Here is a 20,315-nt window from a genome sequence, read left to right on the forward strand (position 1 = left end):
CGGGGTTTCTGCGTCTCAGTCGGCGGTCTTGACGAGCTGCAGCAGGCCGTCGCCGGCCGTGCTGAGGGCGGCGGTCACGGCGCTCGACTCCGCGATCGTCGCGAGCAGCGCTCGGTAGTCGGCGACCGTCTCGTCGCGGTGCGCCGGGTCGGCCACCCGCCCGCGCCAGAGGGCGTGCGCGACGACGACGATGCCGCCCTTCCGCGCGATCCGCAGGCCGTGCTCCACGTAGTCGAGCACGGATGCCGCATCCGCGTCGACGAGCACCAGGTCGTAGGCGCCGTCGTTCATGCGCGGCAGCACCTCGGTGGCCCGTCCCGCGATGAGCCGGGTGCGGGCGGCGGGGATGCCCGCGTCGGCATACGCCTGGCGGGCGCGGTTCTGGTGGTCGATCTCGACGTCGATCGTCGTGAGGGTGGCGCCCGGGGCGCCCTGCAGCAGCCAGAGGCCGCTCACGCCGGCTCCCGTGCCGATCTCGAGGATGGTGCGGGCGTCGATCGCGGCGGCCAGCACCGCGAGCTGCGCTCCGGCGGCGGGCGAGACGGGGTCGATGCCGAGCTCGAGCGAGTGCTGGCGGGCGAGCTGCGTGGTCGCCGGCTCGCCCGAGAACTCCTCGGCGTACTTCCAGCTCAGGTCCTTGTCGCTCACGTCGCCTCCGGGTTCCAGCGTAGGCCGTGCCCAGCCGGCGACGGTTATCCTGAGCGGGTGTCCTTCGGGTTGACCTTCGACAAGATCCTGATCATCTTCGTGATCGCGATCTTCCTCGTCGGCCCCGAGCGCCTGCCCGGCTATGCGGCGCAGCTCGCGCGCCTCACCCGGTCGCTGCGCGACATGGCGAACGGCGCCAAGGACCGCATGCGCGAGGAGATGGGGCCGGACTTCGACGAGGTCGACTGGGCCAAACTCGACCCGCGCAAGTACGACCCGCGTCGCATCATCCGCGACGCCCTGCTCGAGGAGGACCCGTCGGCGTCCGTCCCGGCCGGACCGGCGGCGCCCCGGCGCTCCGCGGCGACCGCCTACGAGCTGCGGCAGCGACGCCTCGGCAAGGGTGTCGTCCCCCCGTACGACGTCGAGGCGACGTAGGGGCTGCTGGCCCTCCTCAGCGGCGGCGGATCGCCTTGAGCGACTTCAGGGTCAGCACCATGAGGCCGACGAGCTTCGCGAACTCGGGGCCGGTGCGGGGCAGCTGCATGAGGCCGGTCGCCTCGGAGACCGTGGTGGACTCGGTGAAACGCAGCAGGCCGTCGAGGCCGTTGCGGCGCCCGAGACCCGAGTGCTTGACGCCGCCCATGGGGGCGTCGATCGAGCCGAAGCTCGCCCGGTAGCCCTCGTTGACGTTGACCGAGCCGGCCTTCACGCGCGCTGCGACGGCGCGGGCGCGGGAGCGCGAACCGGACATCACGGATGCGTTGAGCCCGAACTCGCTCGCGTTGGCGGCGGCGACCGCGGCATCCGCATCGTCGACCACCGTGACGGCGACGAGCGGGCCGAAGGTCTCGCCCGCGAAGCACTGCATGGCGTCGGTGACGTCGGTGAGCACGGTCGGCTCCATGACGTACGGGCCGAGGTCGGGGCGGGCCGCACCTCCGGCGAGCACGGTGGCACCCTTCGCGACGGCGTCGTCGAGGTGGGCTGTGACGCGCTCGAGCTGGGTCTGCGTGGCGAGGGAGCCGACGTCGGCCGTGTAGTCGAAGTCCACGCCGAGCGAGAGGTTGCGGACGCGCTCGGCGAAGGCCGGGATGAAGCGGTCGGCGACGCCCTTCTCGACGTAGATGCGCTCGATCGAGACGCACAGCTGCCCGGCCGCGGAGAAGCATCCGTATGCCGCGTCCGCCGCCGCCTTCTCGGGGTCGACGTCGTCGAGCACGATGAGCGGGTTCTTGCCGCCGAGCTCCATCGACGCGCCGATGAGGCGACCGGCGGCGCGCTGCGCGACGGTGCGGCCGGTGGCGGTCGAGCCGGTGAAGCACACGTAGTCGGCCTGGTCGACGACGGCCGAGCCGATCTCGGCGCCCGGGCCGGCGACGACCTGCCACACCTCGGGCGGCAGCCCCGCGTCGACGAAGGCGCGTCGCGCGAGGAGCACCGAGAGGGTGCCCTGGTCGTCGGCCTTCTGGATGACGGCGTTGCCCGTGGCGAGGGCCGGCGCGATGTCCATGAGGGCGAGGCTCAGCGGGTAGTTCCACGGCGTGATGACGCCGATGAGGCCCTTCGGCGCACGACGCACCTTGGTGCGCATGACGAGCGGGATGCCGGCGCGGCGCCCCTCCGTGCGCAGGATGCGGCGCGCCGTGAGGGCGGCGTAGCGGGTGGCGGCGGCCGAGTTGAAGACCTCCTCGAAGGCCTGTCCGCGGGTCTTGCCCGTCTCGGACTGCACCGCGTCGAGCAGCAGCTCGCGCCGCTCGAGGAACAGGTCGTGGCCCGCCAGCAGCACGGATCGGCGGTGCGCGTCGCCCGCCTCCCACCACGCGCGCTGGGCGTCGCGGGCCCGCGCCGCCGCCTGCTCGACCTCGGCGACCGTCGCGTGCGGCAGCAGGTAGAGCTGCTCGCCCGTGAAGGGGGCGATGACGGGGACGGGGGTGGCGGCGCGGCCGGCGAGATCGGTGGTGAGCTCGTCGGCGAGCGACCGCGGCAGCAGCTGGCCGGGCATGCGGCGAGTCTAACTTGGACGGGCGTCCAAGTTCGCGACCCCTGTGCGGGGGAGGCTGCACGTGAGGGCTCCGCCGCCCGGATAGGGTGGCCCGCATGACATCGCCGTCCGGCACCCGACCGCTGACCGCATCCGTGACCGCCCGCTACGCCGCGGGCTCCCTCGGAACGGGCGGATTCGCCACCCTGCCGGGCCTCGTGCTCGCTATCTACCTCACCGACACGCTCGGGGTCGCCGCGATCTGGGTGAGCGTCATCATCGGTGTCGCGAAGGTGTGGGACGTGATCATCGACCCGCTCATCGGCGGGCGCAGCGACCGCAGCCTCGCCCTCACCGGGTCGCGGCGCCGGTTCATGCTGCTGGGCGGCCTGCTGCTGCCGGTGTTCTTCATCCTGACCTTCGCCGCGCTTCCCGGTCTCGGGCCCGTCGCGAGCGGCGTCTGGGTGCTGGTCGCGTTCGTGCTCGCGGCCACCGCCTTCAGCCTCTTCCAGGTGCCCTACATCGCGCTGCCCGCGGAGCTCGTCACCGACTACGACGCGCGCACCCGGCTGCTGTCGGCTCGCGTCGTCGTGCTGACCCTCGCGATCCTGCTGTTCGGGGCGGGCGGGCCCGAGCTCGTCAAGGCGTTCGGCGGCCCCACCCACGGCGGCTACTTCTGGATGTCGGTCGTCGCCGGGGTGCTGCTCGGCGTCGGCATGATCGTCGCCACCACCTCGGCACCCCGGAGCCTCCCCTCCGCGCCGCCCGCGCGCAGCTCGTTCGCGGCCCACTACCGGGACGGGGTGGAGGCGCTGCGCGGCAGCCGGCCGTTCCGCAACCTGCTCGGCACCTTCCTGCTGCAGGCGCTGGCGACCGGGATGATGCTCGCGGGAGCCGCCTACATCGCCAAGTGGGTGCTGCGGGACGACAGCGGCACGACCTACCTGTTCCTCGCGCTCATCGCGCCGGCCCTGGTCTGCGCGCCGCTGTGGTCGCTCATCGCCCGCCGCACCGGCAAGGAGTGGGCGTTCGGTCTCGCGAGCGTGCTGTACGGCCTCGCGGCGCTCTCGCTGGTGCTGCTGGTCTGGGTGCCCGGCCCGTGGCTCTACGGTCCGGTCGCGCTCGCGGGCGCCGCCTATGCGGGCATGCAGACCCTGCCGATGGCGATGCTGCCCGACGTCATCACCGACGACGCGCGGCGCAACGGCCCGGGGCGCGCGGGCATCTTCGGCGGGGTCTGGACGGCCGGCGAGACCACCGGCATGGCGCTCGGCGCGGTGCTGCTGACCCTGTTGCTCGCCGCCACCGGCTATCAGGAGTCGGTCGCCGGCGCTGTGGTCGACCAGTCGGCGACCGCGCTCACCGGCATCGTGCTGAGCTTCAGCATCGTGCCCGCCGTCATGATCGGCCTGAGCCTCTGGACGCTCGCCCGGTACCCGCTGCGACGCGCCGACTTCGTGACCGACACCGCGGATGCCGCGGCCGACCAGGAGGGAACACGATGAACCCCGCGGGCGACGTCGACGAGATCATCGGCCGGCTGACGGCTATGCGGGCCGTCGACCCGCCGACGCATGGCGGCCGGGTGCTGAGCTACGTCTACGACCCGGGCCTCGACGAGCTCGAGCGCGTCATGAAGCGCGCCATCCAGGAGGTGCTGCCGGTCAACGGCCTCGACCCCACGACGTTCCGCTCCGTGGGGGTGCTCGAGTCGGAGCTCGTCGGCTTCACGCGCGGTCTGCTGAACGGCGACGCGGAGGTCGTCGGGTCGGCGACGAGTGGCGGCACCGAGAGCTGCCTGCTCGCCGTCAAGACCGCGCGCGACGTGTGGCGCGAGGCGCACCCCGAGGGGCGACCGCGACTGCTGGCGCCCGTCACGGTGCACGCGGCGTTCCAGAAGGCGGCCCACTACTTCGACCTCGTGCTCGACCTGGTTCCGGTGTCGCCGGAGGGCGAGGTCGACGCCCGCGACCTCGTGGCGCGTCTCGACGACGACGTGGCGCTGGTCGTGGTGTCGGCGCCGAACTACCCGTTCGCCGCCCTCGATCCGGTCGCCGAGGTGGCGGAGGCCGCCGCGGCCCGCGGCATCCCCGTGCACGTCGACGCGTGCATCGGCGGCCTCGTGCTGCCGTTCTGGGAGGACGACGCGGGCGAGCCGCTGCCGGCGTGGGACTTCCGGGTGCCCGGGGTCACGAGCATCAGCGCCGATCTGCACAAGTACGGCTACGCGCCGAAGGGCGTCTCGGTGCTGCTGCAGCGCGGGCGCGACCGCCAGCGCCACCAGTACTTCGCGACCACCCGCTGGCCGGGGTATCCGGTCGTCAACCCCACCCTGCTCGGCTCGAAGTCGGCGTCGCCCCTCGCCGCGGGCTGGGCGATCGCGCAGTGGCTCGGTCAGGGCGGCTTCGCCGAGCTGACGGCGTCGTGTCTGCGCAGCACGCGCGTGCTCCAGGCGACCGTCGACGGCATCGAGGGGCTGCGGGTCGTGGGGGAGCCCACGGGCCCGCTGTTCGCGGTCGCGGTCGACGACTCGGTGCCCGCCGAGCGCCGGGTCGACCCGCACCACTGGGCCGACGCCGTGCGGCGCCACGGCTTCGTGCTGCAGCTGCAGCCGGCTCTCGCCCAGGAGGGCGGCGAGCTGCTGCCGTCGACCACGCACCTCACCATCACCCCCGTCACCGAGTCGGTGGTCGACGAGCTCTCGGCCGCCCTGGTGGCGGGAGCGGATGCCGTGCGCGGCGTGCCGCACGTCGACGGCGCCGCGCTGCTCGCGGGGCTGCCGCCGCTCGGCGCGCTCGACTCCGACACGGCGTGGGCGCTGCTGCAGGGCATCGGCATCGGCGGGGGCGGCGAGCTGCCGGACGCGCAGGCGCCGCTGCTGGCGCTCATCGAGGCGCTCCCGGCGCCGATCGCCGAGCGGCTGCTCGTCGAGCTGCTGGGCCGGCTCGTCGAACCCCGCTAGAGCAGGGAGCGGCCCGCGAGGCCGCGGCCGCGCGCGACCAGGGCGTCCGCGAGGCCGATCAGCGCGTCCGCCGCCGGGTCGGAGCCGTCGCCGAGCACCACCGGCGCGCCCGCGTCGCCCCCCGCGGCGACGGCGCCCGAGAGCGGGATGCGGGCGAGCACCGGCACCTCGAGGCGCCGTGCGACCTCGTCGCCCCCGCCCGAGCCGAACACGCCGCCCGCCATGTTCTCGACGACCCCGATCACGGTCTGCCCGGTCTGCCGGGCGACGAGGCCCGAACGCTCCGCCACGTCGGCGGCGGCCGCCTGCGGTGTCGTCACGACCAGCACCTCGGCGTTCGGCAGCAGCTGTCCGAGCGTGATCGCCACGTCGCCGGTGCCGGGCGGCAGGTCGAGCAACAGCACGTCGAGGTCGCCGAAGTAGACGTCGGTCAGGAACTGCTGCATCGTGCGGTGCAGCAGGGGCCCCCGCCACGAGACCGGCGTGCGGTCCTCGACGAACATGCCGATCGAGATCACCTTCACCCCGTGCGCCACGGGCGGCAGGATCATGTCGCCCACCTGGGTGGGTTTCGCATCCGGGATGCCGAGGATGCCGGGGATCGAGAAGCCGAACACGTCGGCGTCGACGAGGCCCACCGCGAGCCCGCGCGCCGCGAGGGCCACCGCGAGCTCCGCCGTGACGGTCGACTTGCCGACACCGCCCTTGCCGGAGGTGATGGCGACGACGCGCGTGAGGGTGCCCGGGCCGAACGGCATCCGGCGCTCGCCCCGCAGGCGGGTGACGAGCGCGTCGCGCTCGGCCGGGGTCATGACGCCGATCTCGAGGTCGATCGCCTCGACCCCCGGAACCGCGAGCACCGCCTGCCGCACGTCGCGCTCGATGCGGTCGGCGGCGGGGCAGCCGACGATCGTGAGGCGCAGCGCCACGCGGGCGGTGGCATCCGCCACCTCGACGGCGCCGACCATGTCGAGCTCGGTGATCGGCCGACGGATCTCCGGGTCCTGCACGCGTGCGAGCGCGGCCCGCACGGCGTCGGCGAGGGGACCGGACGAGGTCACCTCGCGACCTCGTCCGGCTCCTTCTCCTTGTCGAGCTCCTCGAGCAGCGCCCGCAGCTCCGCCCGGATGAAGTCCTTCGTCGCCATCTCCTTCACCGCGAGCCGCAGGGCCACCACCTCGCGCGCCAGGTACTCGGTGTCGGCGAGGTTGCGCTCGGCGCGCTGCCGGTCCTGCTCGATCTGCACGCGGTCGCGGTCGTCCTGCCGGTTCTGCGCCAACAGGATGAGGGGTGCGGCGTAGGAGGCCTGCAGGGACAGGATGAGCGTCAGCAGGGTGAAGTTCTGCGTGCGCGGGTCGAACTGGTACTCCTCGGGCGCGAGGGTGTTGTAGGTCAACCAGACCACCACGATCACCGTCATGCCGATGAGGAACCAGCTGGTTCCCATGGCGCGCGCGAACGACTCCGAGAAGCGCCCCATCCGGTCGCGCCCCGAGGGGCGGAAGCCGAACGCGGGGCGGATGCCCTTCGGCGAGTCGAGTCGTGGTTCGTTACGACGTGCCATGCGAGATCCTCCTTCCTCGGGTCGGGATGGCTGCGGTACCCGTGCTCACGGGTTCGGGCTCAGCCGGGGTACTTCGCCAGTCATCCGGCAGGAGGTAGTCGAGGACGTCGTCGATGGTCACCACCCCGACGAGCCGGTGCTTCTCGTCGACGACGGGAAGCGAGACGAGGTTGTACGACGCCAGGATGCGCGACACCTCGGCCGCGCTGGTGTCGGGGGAGACCGGCTCGAGGCTCGGGTCGATGAGGGTGCCGAGCCGCTCGTGCGGCGGGTAGCGCAGCATGCGCTGGAAGTGCACCACGCCGAGGAACCGGCCGGTCGGCGGCTCGTACGGCGGCAGGGTCACGCACACCGCCGCGCCGAGCGCCGGGGCCAGCTCGTGGCGGCGGATGAGGGCGAGCCCCTCGGCGACCGTCGCGTCGGCCGAGACGATGATGGGCTCGGTCGTCATGAGCCCGCCCGCGGTCTCGGGGGCGTAGTTCAGCAGGAAGCGCACATCCTCGGCCTCCTCGGGCTGCATGAGCTCGAGGAGCGCCTCGCCGCGCTCTTCCGGCAGCTGGGCGATCAGGTCGGCCGCGTCGTCGGGCTGCATCTGGTCGAGCACGTCGGCGGCGCGCTCGTCGTCGAGCTGGGTCAGGATGTCGACCTGCTCCTGCTCGGGCATCTCCTCGAGGGCGTCGGCGAGGCGGTCGTCGGAGAGCTCCTCGGCGACCTCCATGCGGCGCTCCTCGGGGAGGTCGAGCAGCGTCGAGGCGAGGTCGGCCGGCAGCAGGTCGGCGTAGGTGGCGATGAGCTGCTCGGCGGACTGCGATTCGCCGGGTGCGGTGACCTCGCTCACCTTGTCCCAGGCGGCGAGCACCGTGGCGCCCTTGCCGAACGGGGCGGGGTTGCTGCGCGGTCGGCGCAGGAACAGCTCACCCACGACCCACTCGCCCGGGCCGGCCTCCTCGATGGCGACGTCCTCGATCGAGGCGCGCCCCGATCCGTCGCGCAGCGAGACCTGTCGGCCGAGCAGCTCCGCGATCACGCGCACCTCGCCACCGCGCTGCTCGAAGCGGCGCAGATTGATGAGGCCGGTGGTGATGATCTGACCGGCTCCGATGCTCGTGACGCGTCCGATCGAGACGAAGACGCGCCGGCGTCCGGGGATCTCGACGATCAGCCCGACGACCCGCGGGGAGCCCGTGGTGCGGTACACGACGAGCACGTCGCGCACCTTGCCGACCCGGTCGCCGTTGGGGTCGAAGACGGAGCACCCGGCCAGACGGGCGACGAAGACTCTCGTGGCGCTCACGGGAAAACCCTACCCGTCGGATGTCAGAATGACGGGGTGACCAGCCCTTCGCCTTTCGCGCGCCCCGGGGTGCCGACATCGGTGCCGCACGGTGACGTGCTCGGCACCTACGACAGCTACCCCGAGGCCCAGAAGGTCGTCGACCGGCTCGCGAAGGCGGACTTCCCGGTGGCGAAGCTCGCGATCGTCGGCAACGGCCTCACGAGCGTCGAGGTCATCACCCGCAAGCGGTCCTGGAACCGCGCGGCGCTCTCCGGCATCCTGTCGGGCGCCTGGCTCGGCATCTTCCTGGGGCTGTTCCTGAGCTTCCTCTCGCCGACCTTCTCGTGGCAGCTGTTCGCGGCGGCCGTGTTCATCGGTGCGGCGCTCGGGCTCTTCCTGCAGCTGTTCGGCTACGCGCTCAGCCGTCGCAACCGCGACTTCGAGTCGGTGTCGCAGGTGCTCGCGGCGAACTACCAGATCGTCCTGGAACCCGGGTTCCTCACCCGGGCCCAGGACGTGCTGGCGCGCAACCCCTAGCGGCGCCCGGCCTTCGCGCGGAACAGCACGCGCGTGAGCACGAGCGCCACCGCGAGGATGAGGGCGCACCATCCGATCGCCCACCACCCGTCGGCGCCGATCTCGGTGCCGAGCAGCAGACCGCGGATGGTCTCGATGATGGGGGTCAGCGGCTGGTTGTCGGCGATCCAGCGCAGCCACTCGGGCATCGTGTCGACCGGCACGAACGCGCTCGAGAGGTACGGCAGGAACATCAGGAAGAAGCCGTAGCCGCTCGCCGCCTCGGGACTCGACGCCGCGAGCCCGATCGCCGCGAACAGGTAGGTGATGGCGAGGATGTAGGCGGCCACGAGCGCGAACGTCGCCGCCCATTCGAGCGGCGTCGCCGAGGGGCGGAAGCCCAGCAGCACGGCCACCAGGATCACGATCGCCGTCGCGACGAGGTTGCGCACCAGGCTCGCCACGACGTGCCCCGCGATGACCGTCTCGGCACGGAACGGCATCGTGCGGAAGCGCTCGATGACGCCCGCCTTCATGTCGTTCGCGACGTCGACCGCGGTCGAGGCGGCACCGAATCCGGCGCACAGCAGGATGATGCCGGGCACCACGTAGTCGACGTAGCCGCCCGACGGGTCGATGGCGCCCCCGAACACCTGCGTGAACAGGACCATGAGGATGGTCGGCAGGGCGATCGCCATGATGAGCGCGTCCGGGGTGCGCAGGGTGTGCAGCATGCTGCGAGCCACGAAGGTCGCGAACACGGTGGTCGGCCGCGGGGGTGAGGCGAGCGGGGTCGTGGTGAGTGCGGTCATGGTCGTCATCCCTTCGTGATGGCGGGTTCGCGGGTGCCCGTGACGGCGAGGAAGACGTCGTCGAGGCTGGGGGAGCGGAGGGCGACGGATGCCGACTCGTGGTCGATCGCCGCGATCGCGCGGCGGAGTCCCGCGAGGGTTCCGTCGGTGGGCAGCTCGGCGAGCACCGCGCCCTCCGGGTCGCTGAGGGTCACCACCTCGCCGCCGACGCGCGCCTTGAGCTCCTCGGGGGTGCCCTCGGCCACCACGGCGCCGTGCTCGATGACGGCGATGCGATCGGCGAGCCGGTCGGCCTCCTCGAGGTACTGGGTGGTGAGCAGCACCGTGGTGCCGTTCGCGGTGAGGCCGCGGATCTCCTCCCACAGCGCCTGCCGGCTGCGGGTGTCGAGGCCGGTCGTCGGCTCGTCGAGGAAGACGACGGGCGGCGTGAGGATGAGGCTGATCGCGAGGTCGAGGCGTCGGCGCATGCCGCCCGAGTAGGTCGCGACGCGCCTGCGGCCGGCGTCGTCCAATCCGAATCGGGCGAGCAGCTCGTCGGCGCGGCGGGAGGCGGCCCGGCGGCCGAGACCCGACAGGCGGCCCATCATCCGCAGGTTCTCGCGGCCGGTGAGCACCTCGTCGACGGCGGCCGACTGCCCGGTGAGGCTGATGCGGCGCTTGACCTCCTCGGGCTCGCGCGCCACGTCGCGACCCGCGACGGTCGCGGTGCCGGCATCGGGGGCGACGAGGGTGCTGAGGATGTTGATGAGCGTGGTCTTGCCCGCCCCGTTCGGCCCGAGCAGGGCGAAGACGGTACCGGCCGCCACGCTCAGCTCGACCCCGCGCAGCACCTCGGTGCCGCCGAAGCTCTTGCGGATGCCGCGCACGGTGATCGCGTCCACGACGTCTCCTTTCTCTGTTTTCGTCGTAAACTGTTTACGACGTATGCGTTACTGTTTAACACATACACAGTTGTTGGAGCGCGTGTCAAGCGCGGATACGATGAGGCCTCGATGAGCGACATGCCGACCGACCCGGAGCTTCCGCGCGCCGTCGCGCTCGCCTGGGGCGTGGCCGCGAACCCGCAGCGCGGGCCGAAACGGGAGCTCTCGATCGAGCGCATCGTCGACGTCGCGGTCGAGTTGGCCGACGCCGGCGGACTCCCATCCGTCTCCATGGCGGCCGTCGCGAGCGAGCTCGGGTTCACCCCGATGTCGCTCTACCGCTACGTGAGCGCCAAGGACGACCTGCTCGTGCTCATGCAGGAGCGCGGGATCGGACTGCCGCCCGAGAGCGTGCTCGAACAGGAGGGCGTGCGCGCCCGTCTGCGGGAGTGGGCCCGCGCCTCGGCGGAGACCTACGTCGAGCACCCGTGGCTGCTCGACATCCCCATCCTCGGCACCCCCTCGACGCCGAACAACCTCGCCTGGCTCGACACCGCGCTCGCGGCGCTCGCCGACGCGCCCGTCGACGACGACGCGAAGCTCGGCGTGGTGCTCGCCCTCATCGCCCAGGTGCGCTGGCAGGCGACGATCATGCGCGGCTACTCGACGGTCGTGGCGAGCGGGGGCGATCCCGATGCGTTCGACGCGGCGACGGAGCGGATGCTGGGCGAGCTCGTGACCGCCGAGGAGCTGCCGTTCGTTCGGCGGGCGCTCGACGCCGGCGCGTTCGACCCGACCCCCGGAGGCGACCCCTTCGCGTTCGGGCTCGACCGGCTGCTCGACGGCGTCGAGGCCTATCTCGCCGCCGGCACCGTGCCGCCCGAGCCGCCGGAGGTCGACCCGCTCGAGGAGCAGGCCGCACGCGATCCGAAGGTCAAGGAGGCGGTCAAGGCCCGCCGTGAGGCCGAGAAGCACCTGCGCGAGGCGCGGCAGCGGGAGCGTCAGCGCCTGCGCGACGCCCGGGAGCGCCTCCGCCGCGGGTGAGGCGTCACTTCGTGTCGCCTCGGCCATGCCTGAGGCGACACGAAGTGACGCCTCAGGAGACCGTCACGACGACGGATGCCGCCGAGCGGTGGTCCGCGGCGTCGACGGTGACGGCGCGGTACTCGAGGCGCGTGCCGCCGGCAAGGCCGCGCACATCGTGCACGACCCGCGGATCCGGGCCGGTCGCCGTGCCGATGGCGTGCCAGGTGTCCGTGCCCACCACGCGCCACGCGAAGGAGGTCTCGCTCCACAGAGGCCCCGCGTCGACGTCGAGGTGCACGATGCCGTCCACATCGGATGCGGCGGGTGAGGTGAACACCGGGGTCACGGCCGCCGCCGGGCTCGTCACCTCGCGGTCGGCGACCCACACCGCCGCCGACATGGCGGGGACCGTGACCGAGACGACGCCGTCCGCGGTGGCGCCCACCTCGTCCGCGGTGCCGGAGAGCGGGGAGAACCGGGCCCCGCGGGTGAGCGTCGGCACCTCGACGGTCACCGGCTTCGCGCTCGCGTTGAGCACCACGAGGTGCTCGACCTTCTCGTCGCCGTCGACGCGGCTGAAGGCGTACGTCGACCCGTCGGCGAGGCGCTCGAGCTGCGCGCCGGTCGCGAGCGCCGGATGCGAGGAGCGCAGGTTCGCGAGCTCGGAGACGAGCGCGTAGAGCGGGGCGTCGGTGTCGTAGCGGTCGACCGCCCCCGCGGTCTCGCCCGTCACCAGGGTCTGGTCGGCGTACTCGGTGGCGCGCGTCGCGAACAGGCTCTGCCGCGCGTGCCGGTCGGTGCCGTCGCCGACCCCCGTGAAGCCCTGCTCGTCGCCCGCGTACACGACGGGCTGGCCGCGTGCGAGGAACAGCAGCTGCTGCGCGAGCTCGTCGCGGGCGAGCGCGTCCTGGTCGCGCACCAGGTAGCCGACCCTGCCCATGTCGTGGTTGCCGAGGAAGGTCGGCAGGGCGCGGGCGTCGCCCGACGGCGTCGTGTACGCCGGATCGTCGGAGAACACCTGGGAGAGGTGCTGCGACCCGGCGCCGTTGACGAAGTCGAGTGCGGCCGCCTGGAACGGGAAGTCGAGCACCGCATCCAGGCCGTCGTCGCGCACATACGGCGCGAGCACGGCGGGGTCGGCGTCGTACACCTCGCCGAAGACGAAGAAGTCCGGGCGCCCGATCGCCTGCGCGTGCGTGTCGAGCGCGGAGGTGAACCCCTGCCAGAACTCCGAGTTCACGTGCTTGACCGTGTCGATCCGGAACCCGTCGACCCCGCGATCCATCCAGGCGGAGTACACGTCGACGAAGCCGTCGAGCACCGCCGGGTCCTCGGTCATCAGGTCGTCGAGACCGGCGAAGTCGCCGAGGGTCACCGACTCGCCCGCCCACGTCGTGTCGCCGCGGTTGTGGTACTTGGTGACGTCGTTGAGCCAGGACGGCACCTTGAGGTCGGCCTCCGCGGGGTCCACCTCGGGCACGTAGGGGAAGCTCGTGGCGGCGTCGAGCACCGGGAAGTCGTCGGACTCGGCGACCGCCCCCAGGTCGATCGGGTTCCCGTCGGCGTCGAGGTAGGGCTTCGCGGCGGTGGCGATGTAGCCGTGGCCCGCGGATCCGTACGAGATCACATCGGCCGTGTGGTTGGTGATGATGTCGAAGTACAGCCTCATGCCGCGCGCGTGCAGGGCGTCGACGAGCTCGTCGAGCTCGGCATCCGTGCCGAGGTGCGGGTCGATGCGGGTGAAGTCGGTGACCCAGTAGCCGTGATAGCCGGCCGAGCGGCCCGCTCCGATGCCCTGCACGGGCTTGTTGACGAAGCTCGGCGTGAGCCACACCGCGCTCACCCCGAGGCCCTCGATGTAGTCCAGCCGGTCGAGCAGGCCGGCGAGGTCGCCACCCTGGTAGTAGGCGGTGTCGGCGGGGTCGAACCCCGTCGCGTCCCGATCGCCCGTGAGGCCCCCCGTGTCGTTCGTCGGGTCGCCGTTCGCGAACCGGTCGGTCATCACGAAGTAGAACGACTGCCCGGCGCCCGCCGGCAGCGCCGTATCCCGGATGAGGGCCGCATCCGCGTCCGTGTAGGCCCCGCGGGGCAGCAGAGGGGCCGCGGTGGCGGCGAGCCCGGTGAGCCCGACGACGAGCGCGAGCACCGCCGCCCCGACGATCGCGAGGGTCGCGGGGCGGGGGAGGCGTCGGCGCACGCCGCGACGCTAACAGCGCCCACCCACCCGATGCAAACGCTTCCACTCGGATCCGCGTGCGAGCGCAGCGGGCGTGGGGTGCCGCTTTCGCGACGCTGGCATCGGGTCGGGCGGGAGCGCGCCGCCGAAGGCGGCACGCGGGGGCATGCGTCGCGAAAGCGGCACCCCACGCCCGCGGAGCGGCTCAGCTCAGCGCGCGGACGCCATCCACTCCTCGACCTCGTCGGCCGTGCGCGGGATGCCGGCCGACAGGTTCTCTGCTCCGTCGGCGGTCACCAGGATGTCGTCCTCGATGCGCACGCCGATGCCGCGGTACTCCTCGGGCACGGTGAGGTCGTCGGGCTGGAAGTAGAGGCCCGGCTCGATCGTGAACACCATGCCCGGTTCGAGCACGCCGTCGAGGTAGAGCTCGCGCCGCGCTTGCGCGCAGTCGTGCACGTCGATGCCGAGGTGGTGGCTCGTGCCGTGCACCATGTAGCGGCGGTGGAACTGTGCGTCGGGCTCGAGCGACTCCTCGGCCGCCACCGGCAGGAAGCCCCACTCGGCGGTGCGGGCGGCGATGACCTTCATCGCCGCGGCGTGCACCTCGCGGAAGCGGATGCCGGGGCGCACGATCGCGAACGCCGCATCCGCCGCCTCCCGCACGGCCTCGTAGACGCGGCGCTGCACCTCGGTGAAGGTGCCCGAGATCGGCAGCGTGCGCGTGATGTCGGCCGTGTAGAGCGAGTCGAGCTCGACCCCCGCGTCGAGCAGCAGCAGGTCGCCCGGCACGACGGGGCCGTCGTTGCGGGTCCAGTGCAGGATGCAGGCGTGGGGTCCGGAGGCGGCGATCGTGTCGTAGCCGACCGTGTTGCCGTCGGCGCGTGCGCGACGGTTGAAGGTGCCCTCGACGAGCCGCTCGCCGCGCGGGTGGGCGACGATCTGCGGCACGTCGGCGATGACGTCGTCGAAGCCGGTGCGGGTCGCTTCGACGGCGGCGCGCATCTCGGCGATCTCGTACTCGTCCTTCACGAGGCGCAGCTCGCTGACGGTGCGCAGCAGCTCGGCCTCGGCGGCGCTCGCCGACGCCAGCTCGTCGGCCGCCGGGTCGACCCCGCGCAGCACGAGCACCTCGTCGCCTGCGACGGCGAGCTCGGCGAGGGGGCGGGTGGCGAGCGCGAGGTCGGCGGCGACGTGCGCGAGCGACGGGCGCGGGCCGGTCCAGAACTCGCCGATCGCCGCGTTGGCGTAGAACTCGTCGGAGTCGCGCCCGGCGGTGGGCGTGAAGAACAGGGTGGCGGGGGCGTCCTCGCCCGGGCCGATGACGAGCACCGCGCCCGGCACGGTGTCGCTCGCCCAGCCGGTGAGGTGCGAGAACGCGGAGTGGGCGCGGTAGGGGTAGTCGGTGTCGTTGGAGCGCACCTTCGCGGGCCCCGCCGGGATCACGAGCGTCGCCGTCGGGAAGGCGGCGGCGAGGCGCAGCCGTCGCGCCGCGGCGAACGCCGCCTGGGCTCGGGGCGAGGGGGCGACGTCGGGCCGGTCGGCCCAGCCGCCGAAGATGAACTCGCGGAAGGCGTCGGAGGTGGGGGTGGTGGAGCGGTTCGCGGTCGCCGAGGGGGTGGCGGCGGGCGCGGCGGTGTCGACGGGGGTGCTGTCAGCCATGCCCCCATCCTCCCACCCGACGCCGGGAGCCGCCTCTACGATCCCGGGTCGGGGCGCAGCTGTGCGACGACCGGCCGGTGGTCGGATCCCGAACCGTCGAGCGACTCGATCACGCGGAACCCGATCGGCTGCCAGGCGGACGTGGCGAGCACGTGGTCGATCGGGGAGCCGAGCAACGGCGGCATGATGGCGGGCCAGGTGCCGAGCGCCGCCGCGCCGACCGCCCGTGCCACGTCGTCGCAGGCGCCGATGCCGGCGTCCGAGCCGAGATGCGCCCAGTGGTCGAGGGTCGAGTTCAGGTCGCCCGCGACCACCACGTCGGCGTCGGCGTCGGCGCAGCGCTCGGCGAGCCAGGCGAGCCCGTCGCGCCAGTTGTCCATCTCGCCCGGGACGGGGGCCACCGGATGCGCCGCGACGATCGTCGGACCGGTGCCGTCGACGGGCACCGCGACGACGCTCGGCAGGGTCGGCGTCGTGCCGGCGTCGTCGTCACGTCGGTACTCGCCGAGCTCGGTGCTGATGAGCAGCACGGTCGAGCGCGCCTTCGAGATCGTGTCGAGCTGTCGGTCGACGAGCTGCATGGGGTGGCCGGCCACCGCGAGGAGCGCCTGCACCGCCACGCCCGCCTCGTGGCTGGTCTCGGGGAGCGCGACGACGTCGGCGCCCTGGTCGATCGCGAGGCCCGCGATCGCGTCGGGCCCGGGGGCGTCGCCGAGCGTGTTCCACGACAGCACGATCAGATCGCCCGACGCCGTCGTCTGGAACGCGCCCCCGCCGACGCCGCGCACCGCGAGCACCCCCGTGGTCACCACGCCGAAGACGAGGAGCAGCACCGCGAGGCCGGCGAGGAAGCGCCGGATCCGGTACAGCAGCAGGGCGAACAGGGTCAGCAGCACGCCGGCGAGCACGGCCACGAGCGCCGCCAGCCCGCGCAGCGAGACGAGCTGGGCCACCCCGAACACCTGCTCGAGCCCGAACAGCTGGGGCCAGCAGGCGGCGAGGAGCAGGGCGGCGACGGCGAGGGTGACCGCGGCGGCGAGGAGGCGTCCGATCATCGTCTCCGAGCCTAGGCGACCGGCGCGGCCGCACCGGGCGTCCTAGCATGAGGGGATGCCCGGTCCGATCGATCTGCACGCCCATTCGAGCGTGTCCGACGGCACCGAGTCGCCGGGGGAGCTGGTCGCGGCGGGCGTCGTCGCGGGGCTCGGTGCGCTCGCGATCACCGACCACGATTCGACGGCCGGCTGGGATCAGGCGATCGCCGCCGCCGCGGGCACCGGGCTCGAACTGGTGCCGGGGATCGAGCTGTCGACCCAGCTAGACTACGCGAGCGTGCACATCCTCGGGTATCTCGTGGACCCCGCCGATGCGGATCTCGTGGCGGCGACGGCCGCCATCCGCTCCGAGCGCCTGCATCGAGCGGAGTCGATGGTGCGGCGCATCTCGGTCGACTACGCGCTCAGCTGGGACGACGTGCTCGCCCAGACCACGCCGGGCGCCACGGTCGGGCGCCCGCACATCGCCGATGCGCTCGTCGCGCGGGGGCACGTGCCGGACCGCACCGCCGCGTTCCAGACGATCCTGCACTGGCAGGGCGGGTACTACCGCCCGCACGAGGCGCCGCCGCCGGTCGAGGGGGTGCGGCTCATCACGGGCGCGGGCGGCGTGGCCGTGATCGCGCATCCGGGCGCCCGCGGACCGCAGCGGGTGCTGTCGGATGCGCGCATGCGGAAGCTGGTCGACGCGGGACTCGCGGGCATCGAGCTCGACCACCGCGACAACCCGCCCGCCTCCCGCGCGCACTGGTCGGATCTCGCCCGCCGTTTCGGGCTGCTCACGACGGGATCGAGCGACTACCACGGGGCGGGCAAGCCGAACCGGCTCGCCGAGAACACCACCTCGCCCGAGGTCTACGCGGCGATCGTGGCCCGTGCGACGGGCTCTCGGCCGGTGCGCGGCTGAGGGGGCTCACACGCCCGGCACGAAGTGCCAGCCGTAGGGCGCCGAGGTGGTGAACACGAGCTCGCTCGGCGAGCAGGTGAAGCCGTAGGTGACCTCGGTCTCGCCCGTGACGATGTCGCGCGACCAGGGGAAGACGGGGGGCGAGCCGATCGGCAGGAAGCCGTCGGCCACCGAGCCGTCGGGCAGGGCCGTCGTCGCCTCGTCCACGTGCACCTCGGAGGTGGGCACGCGCACCGTGAGCCAGCGGTCGTCGACCACCTCGAACTCGCCCGTCTGCGATTCGGCCTGCACCGAGCGGGGCACGATCGGCCCGTCGTCGGTCGGGATCGTCGCCGTGAACACGACGCCGTCGGCCGTGAAGACCCAGGAGCTGCTCGCGTCGTCGAACTCCATCGTCGCGGTGCCCTCCGCCGACCAGGCGCTCGGGGTGGCGTCGGGTGCGAGCGAGGAGAAGTACTGCAGGTGCTCGTCGAGCAGCCGGTCGAGGTCGAGCGACCACGGCTCGTGGGCGATGAGGCAGTCGCGGGCGCCCGCGCCCTCGCCGCCGGCGGAGTCGGGGGCGGGGTCGGCGGTGCCGCCGGAGGGGGCGGTGCATCCGCCGAGGATCAGCGCCGCGGCGGCGAGCGCGGTCGCGGCGCCTGCGGCGTGGGTTCGGACGGCCATGGTCTGCTCCTCGGATCGGTGTCACCCCACCGACGGAGCCCGGGCCCGCCGAGGTTGACGCTCACTCCGGGTAGAGGTTCCAGTTGCTCGGGATCCCGCCGACCGCGTCGACGATCAGGCGGTGCTCGGTGCAGGTGAAGGCGAGCGAGGCGCCGGCTCCCGCATCCCAGGGGAAGGCGGGTGCGGGCACGGTGACCGCTCCGCTCGTGCCGTCGGCGGCGGTCGCCGTCGCAGCGGAGTCCGCCGCGTCGACCCGCACGCTCGTGAGCACGAGCATCCCGCCGGAGGGGCTCAGGCGGTAGTCGCCCGAGTACTCACCGGAGACGGTCGTCGACTCACGGCTGCCGTCGTCGAGGAACAGCTCGTAGGCGACCCGTTCCGCGCTGAAACGCCAGCGCGGGTCGGCCGAACCGGTGAAGCTCAGCCGGGCGCTCCCCGTCACGTCGCCGGCGCGGACGCCCACCCCCTGGGCCGCGGCATCCCGCCAGGCGTCGTAGGCGGCGTCCAGGTCGACGATCCAGGGGGAGTGCTCGGCGAGGCAGCGGTAGTCGGAGGCCGCGTCGCGGCCGATCGGGGTCTCCGCGTCGTCGGGGGCGCCGCAACCCGTCAGCACGAGCACGGCGCACGCAGCCGCCGCGACACCGGACGCGCGGAGGACGCGCATGGGCGGACCTCCTCGCGTGCGGCTGAGCTCTCAGTATCGCGAGCCGCGCCGCGCGGGCAAAGCGCGGACGCTCAGCCGGCGGGCGGGGGAGTGGGCGCGCCGCCCGCACTCGAGCCGCTGCGGCGACGGCGCCGGCGCTTCGCGGGCGCCGCGTTGCCGTCGTGGTGCTCGGTGCCCTTGCCGTCGTGGGTGCCCGCGCCCTCGGCACGCGGGGCGGCCGTCGTGGCGGCGGTGCCGCCGCCCGAGCCTCCGCGGGTGCGGCGACGCGTGCGGCTGCGGCCCTCACCGGAGCCGGAGCCGCCCGATGCGGCGCCGTCGCGGGGCGGGCGCGCCGCGACGGGCTTCGGCGGCGCGATCCGCCCCTTGGTGCCCTCGGGGATGTCGAGATCGGTGTACAGGTGCGGCGACGACGAGTAGGTCTCGGTGGGCTCCGGGATGCCGAAGTCGAGACCGCGGTTGATGAGGCCCCACTTGTGCATGTCGTCCCAGTCGACGAAGGTCACGGCGATGCCGGTCTTGCCGGCACGGCCGGTGCGTCCCGCGCGGTGCAGGTAGGTGTCGGGGTCGTCGGGCACGGTGTGGTTGATGACGTGGGTGACGTCGTTGACGTCGATACCGCGCGCCGCCACATCCGTCGCGATGAGGATGTCCTTCTTGCCGGCCTTGAACGCCGCCATCGAGCGCTCGCGCGCATCCTGGCTCATGTCGCCGTGCACGGCGCCCGCGTTGAAGCCGCGGTCGTTGAGCTCTTCGACGAGCTTGGCTGCGGCGCGCTTGGTGCGGGTGAAGATCACGGTCTTGCCGCGGCCCTCGGCCTGCAGGATGCGCGAGATCACCTCGTCCTTGTCGAGCGCGTGGGCCCGGTAGATGACGTGCTTGATGTTGGCCTGCGTGAGCCCCTCGTCGGGGTCGTTCGCGCGGATGTGGATCGGCCGGTTCATGAAGCGGCGGGCGAGGGCGACCACGGGGCCGGGCATCGTGGCCGAGAACAGCATGGTGTGGCGGGCCGGCGGGGTCTGCGCGAACAGCTTCTCGACATCCGGCAGGAAGCCGAGGTCGAGCATCTTGTCGGCCTCGTCGAGCACCATCACCTGCACCTCCTTGAGGGAGAGCAGGCGCTGGCCGGCGAGGTCGAGCAGGCGCCCGGGGGTGCCGACGACGATCTGCGCGCCGGCCTTGAGCGCCTCGACCTGCCCCTCGTAGGCCTTGCCGCCGTAGATGGCGACGACCTGGGTGGGGCGGTTGGAGGAGGCGAGCTCGAGGTCCTCGGCGACCTGCACGCAGAGCTCGCGGGTCGGCACGACGATGAGCGCCTTCACGCCCGGCTCGGGGTTCTCGCCGAGCGCCTGGATGACCGGCAGGCCGAAGCCGAAGGTCTTGCCGGTGCCGGTCTTGGCCTGGCCGATGATGTCCTGCTTGGAGAGGCCGAGCGGGATGGTCTGCGTCTGGATCGGGAAGGGATCGACGATGCCCTTCGCCTCGAGCGCGGCGACGATGTCCTCGTCGATGTTGAGATCGCGGAAAGTCAAGGAATACC

General features: G+C 72.9%; 19 protein-coding genes. 6 read left to right on the plus strand and 13 right to left on the minus strand.

Translation table 11 applies throughout. The features are described 5' to 3' along the window. Positions 1-15 precede the first annotated feature (15 nt). Positions 16-648, minus strand: a complete 633-nt coding sequence (locus tag NUH29_RS05495) for an O-methyltransferase (protein WP_258798024.1) — start codon at positions 646-648, stop codon at positions 16-18. A gap of 57 nt (positions 649-705) precedes the next feature. Here NUH29_RS05495 and NUH29_RS05500 point away from each other — a divergent pair, with 57 nt between their 5' ends. Next, positions 706-1,086, plus strand: a complete 381-nt coding sequence (locus NUH29_RS05500) for a twin-arginine translocase TatA/TatE family subunit (protein ID WP_258798025.1) — start codon at positions 706-708, stop codon at positions 1,084-1,086. 16 nt (positions 1,087-1,102) lie between these two features. Here the strand turns inward: NUH29_RS05500 and NUH29_RS05505 are convergent, their stop codons facing one another. Continuing rightward, positions 1,103-2,653 carry a succinic semialdehyde dehydrogenase gene (locus NUH29_RS05505; protein WP_258798026.1) on the minus strand — a complete coding sequence of 517 codons (1,551 nt, stop codon included), beginning with the start codon at positions 2,651-2,653 and terminating at the stop codon, positions 1,103-1,105. A gap of 95 nt (positions 2,654-2,748) precedes the next feature. Between NUH29_RS05505 and NUH29_RS05510 the strand changes: the two genes are divergently transcribed. Next, entirely contained in the window at positions 2,749-4,137 is a 1,389-nt protein-coding gene (locus tag NUH29_RS05510) for an MFS transporter (protein ID WP_258798027.1), read from the plus strand. After that, complete coding sequence (locus NUH29_RS05515) at positions 4,134-5,594, plus strand: pyridoxal phosphate-dependent decarboxylase family protein (protein ID WP_258798028.1); 1,461 nt, start codon at positions 4,134-4,136, stop codon at positions 5,592-5,594. The genes NUH29_RS05510 and NUH29_RS05515 overlap by 4 nt, the downstream gene beginning before the upstream one ends. On the opposite strand, the gene NUH29_RS05520 is transcribed toward NUH29_RS05515, so the two are convergent. The 3 genes from NUH29_RS05520 to NUH29_RS05530 are packed head-to-tail and all read right to left on the minus strand — an operon-like array spanning position 5,591 to position 8,452. Next, the gene (locus tag NUH29_RS05520; RefSeq protein ID WP_258798029.1) at positions 5,591-6,655 is read right to left on the minus strand and encodes a P-loop NTPase; all 1,065 of its coding nucleotides are present in this window, start codon (positions 6,653-6,655) and stop codon (positions 5,591-5,593) included. The two genes, NUH29_RS05515 and NUH29_RS05520, sit on opposite strands and share 4 nt — an antisense overlap. Next, the gene (locus NUH29_RS05525; protein ID WP_258798030.1) at positions 6,652-7,158 is read right to left on the minus strand and encodes a DUF1003 domain-containing protein; all 507 of its coding nucleotides are present in this window, start codon (positions 7,156-7,158) and stop codon (positions 6,652-6,654) included. The genes NUH29_RS05520 and NUH29_RS05525 overlap by 4 nt, the downstream gene beginning before the upstream one ends. Continuing rightward, on the minus strand, positions 7,145-8,452 hold the full coding sequence (locus tag NUH29_RS05530) for a magnesium transporter MgtE N-terminal domain-containing protein (RefSeq protein WP_258798031.1): 1,308 nt from the start codon (positions 8,450-8,452) through the stop codon (positions 7,145-7,147). Before NUH29_RS05530 ends, NUH29_RS05525 begins: the two co-directional genes overlap by 14 nt. A 36-nt stretch (positions 8,453-8,488) precedes the next feature. On the opposite strand from NUH29_RS05530, the gene NUH29_RS05535 reads away from it, so the two are divergent. After that, entirely contained in the window at positions 8,489-8,971 is a 483-nt protein-coding gene (locus NUH29_RS05535) for a general stress protein (protein ID WP_258798032.1), read from the plus strand. Here the strand turns inward: NUH29_RS05535 and NUH29_RS05540 are convergent. Both NUH29_RS05540 and NUH29_RS05545 read right to left on the minus strand, forming a co-directional pair. Beyond that, positions 8,968-9,762 carry an ABC transporter permease gene (locus NUH29_RS05540; RefSeq protein ID WP_258798033.1) on the minus strand — a complete coding sequence of 265 codons (795 nt, stop codon included), beginning with the start codon at positions 9,760-9,762 and terminating at the stop codon, positions 8,968-8,970. The genes NUH29_RS05535 and NUH29_RS05540 overlap by 4 nt on opposite strands. A gap of 5 nt (positions 9,763-9,767) precedes the next feature. After that, complete coding sequence (locus NUH29_RS05545) at positions 9,768-10,643, minus strand: ATP-binding cassette domain-containing protein (protein ID WP_258798034.1); 876 nt, start codon at positions 10,641-10,643, stop codon at positions 9,768-9,770. Positions 10,644-10,754: 111 nt separating this feature from the next. Here NUH29_RS05545 and NUH29_RS05550 point away from each other — a divergent pair, with 111 nt between their 5' ends. Beyond that, positions 10,755-11,669, plus strand: coding sequence for a TetR/AcrR family transcriptional regulator (locus tag NUH29_RS05550; protein ID WP_258798035.1), 915 nt, complete (start codon positions 10,755-10,757; stop codon positions 11,667-11,669). Positions 11,670-11,721: 52 nt separating this feature from the next. On the opposite strand, the gene NUH29_RS05555 is transcribed toward NUH29_RS05550, so the two are convergent. From NUH29_RS05555 to NUH29_RS05565, 3 genes are all read right to left on the minus strand, one after another. Next, positions 11,722-13,848, minus strand: a complete 2,127-nt coding sequence (locus NUH29_RS05555) for an alpha-amylase family glycosyl hydrolase (RefSeq protein WP_308445749.1) — start codon at positions 13,846-13,848, stop codon at positions 11,722-11,724. 189 nt (positions 13,849-14,037) lie between these two features. Continuing rightward, a complete protein-coding gene (locus NUH29_RS05560) occupies positions 14,038-15,489 on the minus strand; it encodes an aminopeptidase P family protein (RefSeq protein WP_258798036.1) in 1,452 nt (483 codons plus the stop codon). A 35-nt stretch (positions 15,490-15,524) separates the two neighbouring features. Next, positions 15,525-16,544, minus strand: coding sequence for an endonuclease/exonuclease/phosphatase family protein (locus NUH29_RS05565; RefSeq protein WP_258798037.1), 1,020 nt, complete (start codon positions 16,542-16,544; stop codon positions 15,525-15,527). Between the two features lie 55 nt (positions 16,545-16,599). Between NUH29_RS05565 and NUH29_RS05570 the strand changes: the two genes are divergently transcribed. Then, a complete protein-coding gene (locus NUH29_RS05570) occupies positions 16,600-17,451 on the plus strand; it encodes a PHP domain-containing protein (protein WP_258798038.1) in 852 nt (283 codons plus the stop codon). 6 nt (positions 17,452-17,457) lie between these two features. Here NUH29_RS05570 and NUH29_RS05575 read toward each other — a convergent pair whose 3' ends face one another. From NUH29_RS05575 to NUH29_RS05585, 3 genes are all read right to left on the minus strand, one after another. Beyond that, complete coding sequence (locus tag NUH29_RS05575) at positions 17,458-18,114, minus strand: hypothetical protein (RefSeq protein ID WP_258798039.1); 657 nt, start codon at positions 18,112-18,114, stop codon at positions 17,458-17,460. A 61-nt stretch (positions 18,115-18,175) separates the two neighbouring features. Further along, positions 18,176-18,778, minus strand: a complete 603-nt coding sequence (locus tag NUH29_RS05580; RefSeq protein ID WP_258798040.1) for a hypothetical protein — start codon at positions 18,776-18,778, stop codon at positions 18,176-18,178. 71 nt (positions 18,779-18,849) lie between these two features. Beyond that, complete coding sequence (locus NUH29_RS05585; protein WP_258798041.1) at positions 18,850-20,307, minus strand: DEAD/DEAH box helicase; 1,458 nt, start codon at positions 20,305-20,307, stop codon at positions 18,850-18,852. Positions 20,308-20,315: the final 8 nt, after the last annotated feature.

This window comes from Protaetiibacter mangrovi (genome assembly GCF_024752305.1).
Lineage (GTDB): Bacteria > Actinomycetota > Actinomycetes > Actinomycetales > Microbacteriaceae > Homoserinibacter > Homoserinibacter mangrovi.

Excerpts from the sequence above, each read along its gene's own strand:
- NUH29_RS05550 (WP_258798035.1), top strand. The coding sequence starts at position 10,755 with ATGAGCGACATGCCGACCGACCCGGAGCTTCCGCGCGCCGTCGCGCTC.
- NUH29_RS05510 (WP_258798027.1), top strand. The coding sequence starts at position 2,749 with ATGACATCGCCGTCCGGCACCCGACCGCTGACCGCATCCGTGACCGCC.
- NUH29_RS05525 (WP_258798030.1), bottom strand. The coding sequence starts at position 7,158 with ATGGCACGTCGTAACGAACCACGACTCGACTCGCCGAAGGGCATCCGC.
- NUH29_RS05505 (WP_258798026.1), bottom strand. The coding sequence starts at position 2,653 with ATGCCCGGCCAGCTGCTGCCGCGGTCGCTCGCCGACGAGCTCACCACC.
- NUH29_RS05565 (WP_258798037.1), bottom strand. The coding sequence starts at position 16,544 with ATGATCGGACGCCTCCTCGCCGCCGCGGTCACCCTCGCCGTCGCCGCC.
- NUH29_RS05540 (WP_258798033.1), bottom strand. The coding sequence starts at position 9,762 with ATGACCGCACTCACCACGACCCCGCTCGCCTCACCCCCGCGGCCGACC.
- NUH29_RS05515 (WP_258798028.1), top strand. The coding sequence starts at position 4,134 with ATGAACCCCGCGGGCGACGTCGACGAGATCATCGGCCGGCTGACGGCT.
- NUH29_RS05580 (WP_258798040.1), bottom strand. The coding sequence starts at position 18,778 with ATGCGCGTCCTCCGCGCGTCCGGTGTCGCGGCGGCTGCGTGCGCCGTG.
- NUH29_RS05575 (WP_258798039.1), bottom strand. The coding sequence starts at position 18,114 with ATGGCCGTCCGAACCCACGCCGCAGGCGCCGCGACCGCGCTCGCCGCC.
- NUH29_RS05560 (WP_258798036.1), bottom strand. The coding sequence starts at position 15,489 with ATGGCTGACAGCACCCCCGTCGACACCGCCGCGCCCGCCGCCACCCCC.
- NUH29_RS05570 (WP_258798038.1), top strand. The coding sequence starts at position 16,600 with ATGCCCGGTCCGATCGATCTGCACGCCCATTCGAGCGTGTCCGACGGC.